Annotated in this window: 12 protein-coding genes; 11 read left to right on the plus strand and 1 reads right to left on the minus strand. The window is 47.3% G+C overall.

Annotation, left to right across the window (positions count from 1 at the left end):
* Nucleotides 1–159 precede the first annotated feature (159 nt).
* From rpsA to HMPREF9441_RS07515, 11 genes are all read left to right on the plus strand, one after another.
* On the plus strand, nucleotides 160–1,953 hold the full coding sequence (gene rpsA / locus HMPREF9441_RS07465) for a 30S ribosomal protein S1 (RefSeq protein ID WP_008619781.1): 1,794 nt from the start codon (nucleotides 160–162) through the stop codon (nucleotides 1,951–1,953).
* 104 nt (nucleotides 1,954–2,057) lie between these two features.
* A complete protein-coding gene (locus tag HMPREF9441_RS07470) occupies nucleotides 2,058–2,972 on the plus strand; it encodes a ribonuclease Z (protein ID WP_008619782.1) in 915 nt (304 codons plus the stop codon).
* Nucleotides 2,973–3,065: 93 nt separating this feature from the next.
* Complete coding sequence (locus HMPREF9441_RS07475; RefSeq protein WP_244949673.1) at nucleotides 3,066–3,371, plus strand: T9SS type A sorting domain-containing protein; 306 nt, start codon at nucleotides 3,066–3,068, stop codon at nucleotides 3,369–3,371.
* A 101-nt stretch (nucleotides 3,372–3,472) separates the two neighbouring features.
* Nucleotides 3,473–4,906: a L,D-transpeptidase family protein gene (locus tag HMPREF9441_RS07480; RefSeq protein ID WP_244949674.1), complete on the plus strand. Its 1,434-nt coding sequence runs from the start codon at nucleotides 3,473–3,475 to the stop codon at nucleotides 4,904–4,906.
* Between the two features lie 48 nt (nucleotides 4,907–4,954).
* Nucleotides 4,955–5,500, plus strand: a complete 546-nt coding sequence (locus HMPREF9441_RS07485; protein ID WP_008619785.1) for an RNA polymerase sigma factor — start codon at nucleotides 4,955–4,957, stop codon at nucleotides 5,498–5,500.
* Nucleotides 5,501–5,549: 49 nt separating this feature from the next.
* The gene (locus HMPREF9441_RS07490; protein ID WP_244949675.1) at nucleotides 5,550–5,924 is read left to right on the plus strand and encodes a hypothetical protein; all 375 of its coding nucleotides are present in this window, start codon (nucleotides 5,550–5,552) and stop codon (nucleotides 5,922–5,924) included.
* 19 nt (nucleotides 5,925–5,943) lie between these two features.
* Nucleotides 5,944–6,405, plus strand: coding sequence for a hypothetical protein (locus HMPREF9441_RS07495; protein ID WP_008619787.1), 462 nt, complete (start codon nucleotides 5,944–5,946; stop codon nucleotides 6,403–6,405).
* Nucleotides 6,406–6,547: 142 nt separating this feature from the next.
* Nucleotides 6,548–8,410: an SLC13 family permease gene (locus tag HMPREF9441_RS07500; RefSeq protein ID WP_021980678.1), complete on the plus strand. Its 1,863-nt coding sequence runs from the start codon at nucleotides 6,548–6,550 to the stop codon at nucleotides 8,408–8,410.
* 499 nt (nucleotides 8,411–8,909) lie between these two features.
* Complete coding sequence (locus HMPREF9441_RS07505; protein WP_230315544.1) at nucleotides 8,910–10,616, plus strand: glycoside hydrolase family 43 protein; 1,707 nt, start codon at nucleotides 8,910–8,912, stop codon at nucleotides 10,614–10,616.
* A 27-nt stretch (nucleotides 10,617–10,643) separates the two neighbouring features.
* Nucleotides 10,644–12,662, plus strand: coding sequence for a family 16 glycoside hydrolase (locus tag HMPREF9441_RS07510; protein WP_244949676.1), 2,019 nt, complete (start codon nucleotides 10,644–10,646; stop codon nucleotides 12,660–12,662).
* A gap of 52 nt (nucleotides 12,663–12,714) precedes the next feature.
* The gene (locus HMPREF9441_RS07515) at nucleotides 12,715–14,088 is read left to right on the plus strand and encodes a DUF1593 domain-containing protein (RefSeq protein ID WP_008619794.1); all 1,374 of its coding nucleotides are present in this window, start codon (nucleotides 12,715–12,717) and stop codon (nucleotides 14,086–14,088) included.
* Between the two features lie 11 nt (nucleotides 14,089–14,099).
* On the opposite strand, the gene mazG is transcribed toward HMPREF9441_RS07515, so the two are convergent.
* Nucleotides 14,100–14,897, minus strand: coding sequence for a nucleoside triphosphate pyrophosphohydrolase (gene mazG / locus HMPREF9441_RS07520; RefSeq protein ID WP_008619796.1), 798 nt, complete (start codon nucleotides 14,895–14,897; stop codon nucleotides 14,100–14,102).
* Nucleotides 14,898–15,000 lie beyond the last annotated feature (103 nt).

Below are 15,000 nucleotides of genomic sequence, written 5' to 3' on the forward strand. Positions count from 1 at the left end.
GATTATAAATGACGCTGCAAAGATACAAACAAAAACAAGAAATACATTCATTTTCTTGCCTTTTTAATTGCATAATTATACCTTTTATCGTAACTTTGCGCCCGATTATAAACAACATAATGTCTAACATTATTAATTTTATTATTTTCAATTAATTAAATGGCAGAATTAAAGAACGTAGCACCGTTGGCAGACTTCGACTGGAATGCTTATGAAAGCGGTGACACTCAGGTGAACGAGAGCCGCGAAGCTCAGGAAAAGGCCTACGAAGGCTCTTTAAACAAAGTAAATGACCACGAAGTGGTTGACGGTACGGTTATCGCGATGAACAAGCGTGAAGTGGTGGTAAACATCGGCTTCAAGTCAGACGGTATCATCCCGATGAGCGAATTCCGCTACAATCCCGATTTGAAGGTCGGAGACAAAGTTGAGGTTTACATTGAAAACCAAGAGGACAAAAAAGGACAGCTCATCCTTTCTCACAAGAAGGCACGCGCTACCCGTTCTTGGGATCGTGTGAACGAAGCTCTCGAAAATGAAGAGATCATCAAGGGTTACATCAAATGCCGTACGAAAGGCGGTATGATTGTGGACGTATTCGGTATTGAAGCTTTCTTGCCGGGTTCACAAATCGACGTGAAACCTATCCGCGACTACGATGTATTCGTAGGAAAGACTATGGAATTCAAGGTCGTTAAAATCAACCAGGAATTCAAGAATGTCGTTGTTTCGCACAAGGCTCTTATCGAAGCCGAATTGGAACAACAGAAAAAAGAAATCATCAGCAAGCTTGAAAAAGGACAGGTACTCGAGGGTACCGTTAAGAATATCACCTCTTACGGCGTCTTCATCGACTTGGGCGGCGTAGACGGTTTGATTCACATCACCGACCTCTCTTGGGGACGCGTGAGCGACCCGAAAGAAGTGGTACAGCTTGACCAGAAGATCAATGTGGTTATCCTTGACTTCGACGACGAGAAGAAGCGTATCGCATTAGGTCTGAAACAACTGACTCCGCATCCTTGGGACGCTTTGGATCCGAACTTGAAAGTAGGTGACAAAGTAAAAGGCAAAGTTGTCGTGATGGCCGATTACGGTGCATTCATCGAAATCGCTCCGGGTGTAGAAGGCTTGATCCACGTATCGGAAATGTCCTGGAGCCAGCACTTGCGTTCCGCACAGGACTTCATGAAGGTAGGTGACGAAGTAGAAGCTGTCATTCTGACCTTGGACCGTGAAGAACGTAAAATGTCTTTGGGTATCAAGCAATTGAAAGCCGATCCTTGGGAAAACATCGAAGAGAAATACCCCGTGGGTTCCAAACATACGGCCAAAGTACGCAACTTTACGAACTTCGGTGTATTCGTTGAGATAGAAGAAGGCGTAGACGGCTTGATTCATATCTCCGACCTTTCTTGGACCAAGAAGATCAAACATCCGTCTGAATTCACGCAGATTGGCGCAGAAATCGAGGTTCAGGTATTGGAAATCGACAAAGAAAACCGTCGTTTGAGCTTGGGTCACAAGCAACTTGAAGAGAACCCTTGGGATGTGTTTGAAACCGTATTCACGGTGAACTCTATTCACGAAGGTACTATCGTCGAGATGTTGGACAAAGGTGCCGTAATCCAATTGGAATATGGTGTAGAAGGTTTTGCTACTCCGAAACATCTGGTAAAAGAAGACGGCAGCCAGGCTCAACTGAACGAAAAATTGCAGTTCAAGGTAATTGAATTTAACAAGGAAAGCAAACGTATCATCTTGTCTCACAGCCGTATCTACGAAGATGCACAGCGCGCTGAAGCTAAAGAAGCCAAGAAGAATACGAGCAACGCCAAGAAGGGCGCTAAGAAAGAAGAAGCTCCGGTAATTCAAAACCAAGCTGCTGCTACCACTTTGGGTGACATCGATGCATTGGCTGCATTGAAAGCTCAAATGGAAAAAGGCGAATAAACCACATTCCTAAACAGGAAAAAATACGAAAGAAAGGGCGATGATTATTTCTCATCGCCCTTTTTTTATGTATTTTTGTACAATGTAACTCATATCCGAAAAGCATGGAAAAGTTTGAACTGACAATATTGGGATGCGGGTCTGCACTACCTACCACACGGCACTTCGCCACTTCACAGGTCATTAACATCCGCGAAAAGTTATATATGATTGATTGCGGCGAAGGTGCCCAACTCCAAATGAGGCGCTCACGGCTTAAATTCTCGCGACTGAACCATGTATTCATCTCCCACCTGCACGGCGACCACTGTTTCGGTTTAATAGGTCTCATCTCTACTTTTGGCTTATTAGGACGTACGGCTCCTCTATATGTACATGCCCCGGCGGCATTCGGTCCCATATTGCAAAGCCTGCTGGGCTTTTTTTGTAAGGGACTGGATTTCCGTGTTGAGTTTTACCCCGTAGATACCTCGCGCCATGCTTTGATTCACGAAGACCGCTCCGTTTCCATTTACTCCATTCCCCTGCGCCACCGTATCGAATGCTGCGGTTTTCTGTTTCAGGAGAAAGCTACCTTGCCACACATCCGACGCGACATGATCGATTTTTACCGTATCCCGATCTGTGAAATCAATAATATTAAAAACGGAATGGACTGGACTACGGAAGACGGTACACTCGTCCCGAACCATCGGCTTACCGAACCATCGGATCCTCCACGTTCTTTCGCCTATTGCTCGGATACATGTTATCTGCCTGAACTTACCCAGTACATCCGGAAAGCAGATTTGCTATTTCATGAAGCCACATTCTTGCACGAAGACCTGGCACGAGCACAAGAAACATTCCATACCACAGCCCGGCAGGCAGCCACACTCGCACGGGACAGCCAAGTCAAAAAGCTCTGTATCGGTCACTTCTCTGCACGGTATGAAGACGAAAGCCTGCTCCTGAAAGAAGCCCAAAGTATATTTGAACCTACAATCCTCGCAAAAGAGAATCTTCTCATAAAAATTTAATGAGGAAAAAAAGCGTTTTTTACACAATAAAATTTGTTTCTTTCGTTAGGAATACCTACATTTGTGCCATTAGAATAAATGAAGAATAAGACTATGATGAAAAAGACACTTCTTTTAATATTGACGACCTTCCTCCTGAATACCGCAGGAGTTTGTTGGGCGCAAGAAGAGAAGAACGAGCCGGAGACAGAACTTTCGGCCACATCCATAGTCGTAAAAGGTTCTACTTTATCGGTCTATAATGCCAACGGAAACATATTGGAGATTTTCTCCCTGACGGGCACTAAGGTGGCAACGATAAGAATCGACAGCAACGAAAAAACGGTAGACTTATCTCTGAAGAAAGGCTGTTATATATTAAAGGTAAATAAAGTAGTGCGCAAGATTTCCATCCACTAATTCATGTAATGGGATTTTCTCGTTTTTTTAGTCTCTTACTCTTCTGTCTGATTATCGTTTCATGCCATGAAGAGAAAAAAAATGCAAACATCAACGTCCAATTGGACGATCTTGCGGATTGGAATATACGGGAATATAGCCTGTCCAGTCGGAAAATACGACATGAAATCGACAGTTTACGGTTGCTTCCTCTCAGAATGTATGCCGACGAGTATACCCGTAAATACTACGCCTCCGGCGCTCCTTTCCTTTGGATTACCCGCTCGGGAATAGATGAAAAAGCAGATACTTTACTGGCTTATCTCCAAAAGGCTTCTTCGTCCGGTCTACGGGAAAGTAATTTTTATATATCCGAGCTTCAAACAAACCTGCGACGAATCCGTCAACTGGATTTCGACCCCGAAAACAACATCAATGCCGTTTTCGGACGCACTGAGTTTCTACTTACGAAAGCTTATCTCAGATACGTATGCGGACAACGCTTCGGATACGTCCAACCGAACCAGATTTTCAATCGGTTAGAACAAACGGACACGACGCAAAAAGCTCCTTTCCGCCGATTGTATGACATTGAAACGGAAAGCGCGGATCAAGAATTTGTCCATAAAGCCCTCTCTTTGCTGAAAGACGGGAACTTTACCGATTTCTTTCGGGACATACAACCTGATAATCCATTATACCGTCAGTTGACAGACCATTACCTGCAAACACAAAATCCGGAAACGCGCCGCAAAGCCATCGTCAATATCGAACGGAGCCGTTGGCGAACCCCTTTCGCCGCACACGACAAGTACGTCTGGGTCAATTTGGCTGCTGCAACGCTTTATGCCGTAGACGAAAACAAGCCGGAATATCTGGACATGAAAATATGTATCGGCAGTCCAAAAAACAAAACTCCCATGTTGCAAAGCCGCATCGAACGAGTGGATATGAATCCATATTGGAACATCCCGTACAGCATTGTAAAAAAGGAGATAGCCCCGCGACATGCAGGAGATGAGGCTTATTTCTCACGCAACCGTTACCGCATCTTCAATAAGGAGACCGGGGAGGAACTACCACCTGCTGCGGTCACTTCCGACATGCTTACCAGTGGCCGTTACAGAGTACGTCAAGACAACGGAGAAGGTAATTCGTTGGGAAGACTGATATTCAGGTTTCCCAACAATTTCTCCATCTACTTGCACGACACCAACAACAGACAGGCTTTCAAACGCACAAACAGAGCCATCAGCCACGGATGTATCCGAATAGAAAAACCACTCGAACTGGCCGTCTTTTTATTGAATTCACCCGAAGAAAAAACAGTAAACAAGCTCCGGGAAGCTATCGGCCTGCCTCCGTTGAATTCATCCGTCCCCATAGAAAAGAAAGAAGGCGAACAGTTGAAAGTAGGTATACAACGGTTCGACCCTTCCATACCAGTCGTCATAGACTATTACACCCTCTATCCGAAGCCGGACGGCGGATGGGAAGAAAGTCCCGACCCCTACGGCTACGATGAAATTTTGCTCAAAAAACTGGAAGCGTTTTAAACTATCTTCCCTTCCGGGTGTCCTATCTAAACAACGACTTATACCAGTATGAATTCTACGGAGGAAACGTCACTCATCCACCGGTTGAACCAGCCGGAATATCAACGCCAAGCATTCGAACAATTGGTGAACCTTTACAGCCCGCAACTGTATCGGCAAATCCGCCGTATGGTATACAGTCATGACGACACCAATGACATCTTGCAAAATACGTTTATCAAAGCCTGGGTCAATTTAGACACCTTCCGCGGCGATGCCCGTTTGAGTACGTGGCTTTATCGTATTGCCACCAATGAAACCCTGAACTTCCTACAACGGAAAAAAGACATGACCGGACTGGACGATGCCCCGACGGCCATCGTCAACCAACTGACGGCCGATGAATATTTCGATGGAAATGAAACGGAGCTTCAGTTGCAAAAAGCCATCGCCAGTTTGCCGGACAAGCAACGCGCCGTATTCCATTTAAAGTATTATGAAGAAATGAAATACGAAGAAATGAGCAGCATATTAAACACCAGCGTAGGCGCCTTAAAAGCCTCCTACCATCATGCCGTGAAAAAAATATGCGATTTTTTTAAATCACAAGATTAAACCTTTTGAATCCGGAAATATCAAATATACAAAGAAAGGAATGCCAGTTATGAAAGAAGAAGATTTCATCCGAAAAAAATACGGTTCCGGCAACCCGTTCAAGGTTCCGGAGGGGTATTTCGAGCAGTTTACGTCCGAGTTGATGAGTAAATTGCCGGAGAAGGAAATGAAGCCTGTTCTCTCTATGCCCTCCCGCCGACGAACACGCATGCGCACGGTATGGTATGCTGTGGCCGCCGCCCTGTGCGGTGCCATGTTTCTCGGAACATATTATCTCCAATCCGTAATTCACCCCCACGGTGAAAGCCCTGTGGCACAATATGGAGAGACCATAGAAACCGAAGACATTTATATGGACGACGTACTTGATTACGCCATGGTCAGCAACCACGAAATCGCCCTATACTTGACAGATGTGTATTAATTCATAGACATAAAACCAGATGAAAAGAAAAATACTGCCCCTGTTCGTCCTGTTTTGGGTACTCGGTCACATACAGTTCATGGCCCAACCGCCCAAAGGACAGTTCTCTCCTCAAGATTTTGTGAAGCATCTGGAGAGTTTCATCGTACGTGAAGCCTGCCTGACTCCAGCCGAAGCCACGGCCTTTTTCCCGATTTTCCATGAACTGCATGACAAACAACGAGGTATCAACTGGCAAATCAGGGAACTTAAAAAAAGAAGTCTGCCGGCTCACTCGACGGACAAAGATTATTATAATCTCATCAAAGAGATCAACAAATTAAAGATTGAGTCGGCCGAATTGGAAGATGTTTACTACAAAAAAATGTGTAAAGCGGTTCCCGCCCGGAAAGTGCATGAAGCCATGCAGGCCGAAGACCGCTTCCACCGTCGTATGCTACGCAAGTTCAGCAACCGGCCGGACAGGTCCAAGCAAAAGTAAGCACAGCTCGCCATGCTGTGCTTTTTTGTTTCAAGTTCATTTCTAAAGAATACATAAAAAAGCCCCCTCCCTCTCCCGACAACAGATTAATCTTCGTAACTTTGAAGAAGATTATGATATAAACCCTAACATGTTTTCATCCATGCTGACCACCCTCTGCATCTTGATTCTTTCCGCCATATTTTTTGTCAGCGGAAAAATACGTTCCGATATCGTGGCATTGTGCGCCTTGGTAGCCCTGCTGATATTCCATATTCTCACTCCGGAAGAAGCCTTGTCGGGGTTCTCCAACTCCGTAGTCATTATGATGGTCGGCCTGTTTGTCGTCGGAGGGGCCATCTTCCAGACCGGACTGGCCAAAATGCTCAGTTCGCGCATTCTCAAACTGGCCGGAAACAGCGAACTACGCCTGTTTATCCTCATCATGGCCGTCACCTCGGCCATCGGCGCTTTCGTCAGCAACACCGGCACCGTGGCCCTGATGCTCCCGATCGTCGTCAGTTTGGCAGCATCCAATCCCCACATGAACGCCAGCCGACTACTCATGCCGCTGGCCTTTGCCAGCAGTATGGGCGGCATGATGACCCTAATCGGTACGCCTCCCAACCTCGTCATACAAAACACGTTGACAGACGCCGGCTATCCCAGCCTTTCTTTCTTTTCATTTCTTCCCGTAGGACTTATCTGCGTAGTCGTAGGCACCATTGTCCTGCTGCCACTCAGCAAAATCTTCTTATCCAAGCGAGGCGCAGAAAGCCGCACAGGCAAGCATTCCGGAAAGTCGCTCAAAGAGTTAGTGCATGAATACGGACTCTCCGACAACCTTTTCCGGTTGAGAATCCCTGCAAAGTCCGTGCTGAAAGGCAAAACCATCGTAGACTTGGACATACGCCGCAGGTACGGGCTGAACATTCTGGAAGTACGGAGAGGAGAGGCATCGCAACACCGTTTCCTGAAGACCATCACGCAAAAATTGGCTGAACCGAACACCATCCTGCAAGCAGAAGATATTCTATATGTCAAAGGAGATTTCGAACAAGTAAACGCTTGGGCCGCAGCACACCGACTGGAAATTCTCGACGGCCGGGCCTCGGAAGACATACGCAGAGACCGTTCGCTGGATTTCTATGACATAGGCATCGCTGAAATCGTCTTAATGCCGGCCTCAAGAATCGTCAACCACACGATTAAAGAAATAGGCTTCAGAGACAAATTCAATGTTAACGTATTGGGTATCCGCCGTAAGAAAGAATACCTGTTGCAGGATTTGGGCGACCTTCGCATTCACTCCGGTGACGTACTACTCATACAAGGAACGTGGAGCGATATCTCGCGGCTGAGCAAAGAAGATGAAGACTGGGTCGTATTGGGAGAGCCGCTCGACGAAGCGGCCAAGGTGACCCTGGACTACAAAGCCCCGCTGGCAGCGGCCATCATGATACTGATGGTCGCCATGATGGTATTCGACTTCATCCCCGTAGCCCCCGTCACGGCGGTCATGATAGCCGGCATACTGATGGTACTGACCGGATGTTTCCGCAATGTGGAAGCGGCCTATAAAACCATCAATTGGGAAAGCATCGTGCTGATTGCCGCCATGCTTCCCATGTCGTTAGCCCTGGAAAAAACGGGAGGAGCCGAGTTCATATCCAACAGCCTTGTCAACGGACTGGGCAGTTACGGCCCGTTGGCACTCATGGCCGGAATCTATTTCACGACCTCCCTGATGACCATGTTCATCAGTAATACGGCGACGGCCGTATTGCTGGCCCCCATAGCCTTGCAAAGTGCGCTACAGATTGGTGTAAGCCCAGTCCCCTTCCTGTTTGCCGTCACCCTCGGTGCCAGCATGTGTTTCGCGTCCCCGTTTTCTACGCCTCCCAACGCGTTGGTCATGCCGGCCGGCCAATACACTTTCATGGATTACGTCAAAGTCGGTTTGCCATTGCAAATCATTATGGGTATCGTCATGATATTCGTACTGCCCTTGCTTTTCCCCTTCTGAATTCACCTTCGGAGTAGCAGATAATCTTAAGCTAAAGATAGGGTTCGGACACACTCCGAACCGTCTTCAGATATTGGATTTTCATTCTGCGCCAAACAATTTTTCAATCTCCTGCGATTGATTTTTTGTTTGGCGCAGAACGATTTCACGTTGTAAGGCAGATGATTTTTACCTCTCAAAAAAGCACAAAAAGTTACCTTAAACAAAAAACATGCAACACAGCCGAAAACAAGATAATCCCATACCGCTTACCTTTGCAACGTACCGAAAGGACAGGAAAAACAATATAAATAAAAAACATCATTTGAATGCCATGTATACACCCATAATAAAAATCAGCCAAAGAGGCGTGCTCTTACTAACACTGACTTGTTTTGCCTCTTACCCTCGCCTAAACGCTCATATAAATAGTGATTCGACCAAACAAAAACATGAAACAGCCGAATTATATGAAGAGATACGGCCTTGTACAAAAAAACATCAGGAAGACACTGCCAAATTGAACGAACAAGCACAAAACGGCTATTGGGGCGATATGGGTGACGGTACTTACCGTAATCCCATCATTGCCGCCGATTTCAGTGACCCTGACCCAATACGGGTCGGTGACGACTTTTACATGGTAACCTCCACATTTGAAACCTCTCCCGGAGTCACGGTACTTCATTCCAAAGACCTTGTGAACTGGGAAATCATAGGAGCGGTTTTTGACGACTTGTCTAAAGTGTCTCCGGCTTTCTCTTTCCGGAAAATGCGACGTTACAACGGAGGAGTATATGCTCCGTGCATCCGTTATCACAAAGGAAAGTTTTATGTGTATGTTAATCTATATACCGATGGCATGTTCGTCGCAACCACCCGTAACCCTGCCGGGAAATGGGACGTACAGCCTCTGAAAGACAAGTTCGGCCAACCTTTACAAGTAGAAGGATGGACCGATCCCTGCCCGATATGGGACGAAAACGGGAACGCCTATTTGGCCAGCAGTACCCCAGGTAAAAACTGGTTTGGCTACCTGTTTCAGATGAGTCCGGACGGCACACAATTATTAGATGCCGAAACCGAACACATGAAACAGCGAGGTATCGTGTACGAATACCCCAAAGGAGGTACATTGTACAGCCGGAATTATTCCACGGAAGGAAACAAACTATATCGGAGAAACGGGTATTACTACCTCCTTCACATTGAATTCTTAGACGGAGGAAATGGAGCGGGAACTTACGTCTATCGTTCCCGGAACCTATACGGAACAAAAGCCGACGGTAGCCCCGGAACACCGGGAGACATCGGTACATACGAAATAAAACGTATTGACCCGCACGGGAATCCTTATCGGCAGGTACTTCCGGGACAAGGCGGCTTGGTGGATACTCCGGACGGGCGGTGGTACTGGATTGCACAATTCAATCGATACGGCTCGGACGGACGCACTCCCTGCCTCGTACCTGTGACCTGGATAGATGATTGGCCTGTCATCGGTGATTCCGTATCCTCTCCCAATGAATACGGAAAAATGTGTTGGAGAGCTGCCAAACCCGTCCAATCTTCTCATACCACGCTACCTCACGGCAGCGACGACTTCTCCTTCTCCACACTTAAAAAGCTATGGGCTTGGAACCACCAACCGGACAGTTCGCATTGGTCGTTGAGTGTACGCCCTGGATTTCTCCGTCTTTATGCGGATGCTACGGCAGATTCAACAGATTCGTTCTTCAAAGCAGCCAATACCCTTCACCAACGCTACATGAGTTCCGACACGGTCATCATCACCATAAAAGTGGACGTGACGGGTACCACCCAAGGACAAAAAGCCGGACTGACACATTTCAATGGCGGAGTGCACTATGCTTTTTGCGGAATAGCTGATTACGGTAACAGCAAACATATTATCTACGAAGCAGACGGAAAGAGCAAAAACGGCCCACGACTCCCGTCCAACCTAAAAACCTTGTACATCCGGTCGGTTTCCGGTTTCGAAAAGCGTGATACAAACCGGCAATACACTACGGAAGGGCAACATTTCCTCTATAGCATAGACGGACAAAACTTCTACCCTTTCGGTGATGAATACAGAATGGGAACAGGTAACTTTAGAGGAGACATGGTAGGAATCTGTACGTATAATAACCAAAACAACAGGGGTTATATAGACGTTGACAAGTTCCATTACCACATCAAAAACAAACCGGCCACGCGGCCATAATAATAACTTTATCAATACCACTTTATCATGTTCAAAAGAATCATCTTAATTTGCATGTGTCTGACATGCAGTATGCTGCCGGAAAGCTATGCCCAACGTGCAGAAAATCTGAACTTAAACCGTATCGTACAACCACCTTACCATTGCTATGGACGCCTTGCTGACGGTTGTCCTCATGCAGAGGAACTGGGATGGAAAGTGGGTGTCCAGTTCTATACCTTTCATAAATATACCTTTTTCGAAGCCATAGACCTGACCCGTGCCTTAGGACTACATTATATAGAAGCCACCATCGGGGCACGGATTTGCGAGGAAAGTACACAAAACATCCATGCCGGACTCTCCCCTGAATGGCGGGAACGCATCAAGCGGAAGCTGGCTGAAAGCGGAGTGAAATGCGAATCCATATATTATTGGATGGACGGTAGCGGAAAAGGCTTTGAAGATATCGTAAAATTTTGCAAAGATATGGGATGGATGATTGTCAGTGACCCGCGCCGTGCAGAACAAGGTGGGCAACCGGTCGCATTTTATGAAAAGATTTTGGAAAAGCACGGTGTGAAAATGGTTTTCACAAACCACCCGAAAGCAGCAGCTTATTGGAATCCGGATTTCACCGTAGAAGACACTCAAAACCACGGTTCCTGCATCGGAGCATCCATTGACATTGGGCACTACATGCGAGGTGGATTCGACACGTATGAAATTACACGACGCTACATTGATATAGGCAAGATGTATCATTTTCATTTACGAGATGTAAGTACCATATCCCCCCACGGACTCGATGTCCCATGTGGTACCGGCAAGGGACGATTGAAAGAGATATTTCAAGCTCTGAACGATAGTCAAACCAAGCCTTTAATGATGCTGGAATATGAACATGATTTCGATAACCCGATGCCTTACCTCATCCAAAGTGTAAACGAAATCAATAGACTCTGCGAAGAACTTATCAAAGCTAACGACGAAAAGGCCCGGACGGGCGATACCATCCTATTGCCGGCATACAAAGCTCGGATTTCTCCCGAAATGACTATGCAAGGGAAAGGTACCGAAGCCTCCATCCACGGTTGGAACCATCCGTCCCAATCCATATCATGGTCCGCTTCTCTCTTGCCGGGACACTATCAAGTGTTGATGCGATATGCGCAACCCCATGCCGGAAGTGCTATGACCTTGGAAGCCGACGGGCAGGAACTGGCCGCTTTGTTTAAGCCCACTTTCACTTGGTTTGACTACACCACAGAAAAGATCGGCATTATCAATATTCCCCAAGGAGGAAATGTAACGATTACATTACGAGGTATACAAAAGGGCATCAAACGCAACAAAGAAGGTAAACTGAAAGCAGACGAAGCTTTCCCTGACGTACAATCTCTGATACTTGTTCCGACATCCCTTCCGACCACATCGGAAGCGACTGGCATTCCAGCTCATTTCGAAGGCACTCGTCTCTTCAACGGTAAAGATTTTGAGGGTTGGGAAGGTAACGATGGAGAATACAGTATGGCACATTTTCGTATCGAAAAACGAGCCATCGTAGGCGGAAACATAAACAAGGACCTTGAACACAATCAATTCATACGCACCACACGAAAATATAAAAACTTCGAACTACGACTGAAGTATAAAGTGAAAGCTTCGGACGAAAGCTATAATGGCGGAATACAATTCCGAAGTGTTCCTTGCACTATCCCCGGACGTTCATTCGAAATGGTCGGTTATCAGGCCGATATTATCTCTTGGAAACAGGGCGCACTATATGATGAACAACGTCGTTGGGACTTTCTTGGAATGCCAACCGGAGTACCCCAAAATTACAAAGCCGACCAATGGAACGATCTTATTATACGTTGTGAAGGACCACGTATACGCATTTGGCTGAATGGAGTCAAAACGACAGATTATATAGAACCTTACATCGATGAACCATTCGAAGGTATAGGCACTATTAACCAAGAGGGTCATATAGCTCTGCAAATACACGAGGGTAAAGCTTGTGAAGTTTGGTACAAAGACATTGAAATAGAAGAAATAAAATAGGTACCGAAAGGACAGAAAAAACAATATAAACAAAAAACATCATTTGAATGCCATGTATGTATCTACGTTAAAACTTCAACCCGGAATATGCCTGAAAACGCTGTTCGCATTACTATTGGCCGCCTCCGCCTCTGCATGCCATTGCCGTAACGCACGGACGCATCCGGACAAGCAAAGACTTATCGTCACCACGGACCTCGGAGGCACGGACCCGGACGATACCCAGTCGATGATTCATCTTTTGGTATGTTCCAATGCGATAGACATCGAAGGGTTGGTCAGCTCGCAGGTCTGGTCGGACATGCCGGACAAGGTGGACCGAATTCATGAAGTTGTCGGGCAATTTGAAAAAGTCCTGCCACGCTTGAAAAAACATGCGGAAGGCTATCCTGAACCGGGCTACCTCCGCTCCGTCATCCGGCAAGGCCAAAAGACATCCAATATGGCGGGCGTGGGAAACGGCAAAGCATCTCCCGGCTCCGAACTCATCATCGAAGCCGTGGACAAAAAGGACGACCCGCGACCGGTATGGATTGCCGCTTGGGGCGGCATGAACACTGTGGCTCAGGCACTTTGGACCGTGACGCACACGCGCTCCCCCAAAGACATCGAAAGGTTCGTACGTAAAATCCGCATCTATGACGTGTTGGGACAAGACGATGCCGGTGCTTGGATTGCCCAGAACTATCCCGGCATCTTATACCTCCGTAACAAAGCGGTTTACGGATGGGCACCTTCGGACGAATGGCTCAGGGACAACATACAAAGCCATAAACCTTTAGGCGACTATTATCCCGACAGGAAATGGGCCACAGAGGGCGACTCCCCGTCTTTCCTCTACGTATATGCCAACGGGCTGAACGTACCCGAAGAAATCACTTTCGGAGGATGGGGCGGCCGTTTCTCGGATACCCCCGCCGAAAACGTACGCGGCATGAAATTCATTGCCCAAAGCGGAAAGGACGAGAGCCTGTACGACCCATACCGCATGTACGCCTGTGCAGCCGAAGGCGGAAACTCGATAAAGAGATGGGAACGGGAGATATGGAACGATTTTGCGGCACGTATGGCCTGGACAGCCACAGACGAGTATTCCGCCGTCAACCACCATCCTGTAGCCATCGTAGATGGGCACGACGACATGAACTGCATATATAAAAAGGTAAAGGCAGGCCGCGATATGGAATTCGACGCTTCCGCATCTCACGACCCCGATGGGAATCCGTTGGATTTCCGTTGGGAAATCTATGCCGAACCCAGTACGTATAAGGGTAAGGTAAACATGGAAAACGGGGATTCCCCGAAATGCCGCATACACATCCCCGCAGAGGCATCCGGAAAGTCCCTGCACGTCATTCTCTCCCTGACTGACCGGGGCAAGCCGGCACTGACGGCATATAAACGGATAGTCGTACAAGTATTATAAGAAACGGGACGTTACAAGCCGCCCCGTTTCTCTATTTCTTTCGCTTCGTTCCAAAGTGCATCCATTTCTCCCAAGGTCATGTCCTTCAAAGACCGTCCTTGGCGGATGGAATGTTGCTCCACATAATTGAAGCGCCGGATGAACTTGCGGTTCGTACGCTCCAAGGCGTTGTCAGGATTGATATGATAAAGCCTTCCGGCATTGATGACACTGAAAAGGAAATCGCCGAACTCATCGGTGGATTTCTCCTTGTCCTCCCGGGCCAGTTCTGCCTGCAATTCGCCGAGTTCTTCCCTCACCTTGTCCCATACGTCCTCTTTCTTTTCCCAATCGAAGCCGACATTGCGCGCCTTGTCCTGAATACGGTAAGCCTTGATGAGCGAAGGCAAAGCTTCCGGCACGCCGCCCAACACGCTCTTGTTACCGTCTTTCTCCTTCAATTTGATTTGTTCCCAATTCTGGCTTACCTGACCTGCCGTGTCGGCCTGTGCTTCGCCGTACACATGCGGGTGGCGGAAAATCAGTTTGTCCGTCAACTTGTCGCACACGTCTGCTATATCAAAATCCCCCGTCTCGCTGGCAATCTTGGCATAAAAACACACGTGCAGCAGCACGTCGCCCAGTTCCTTGCAAATGTTTTTCTTGTCGTCTTTCATCAGGGCGTCGCACAACTCAAAGGTTTCCTCTATCGTGTTCGGCCGCAGGCTCTCGTTCGTCTGTTTCTTGTCCCACGGACACTTTTCGCGCAACGTATCCAACACATCGAGGAAACGCCCGAAAGCCTCTAATTTTTCTTCTCTGCTATGCATAAATATTCCTGTTTGTCCCGCAAAAATACGCTTTTTTCCCGCTTCGCCCAATACCGGCGGGACATTTTTGCCATAATAAACACCGATGGCAGAGACTCGGTAA

It is taken from the genome of Paraprevotella clara YIT 11840 (assembly GCF_000233955.1).
Taxonomy (GTDB): domain Bacteria; phylum Bacteroidota; class Bacteroidia; order Bacteroidales; family Bacteroidaceae; genus Paraprevotella; species Paraprevotella clara.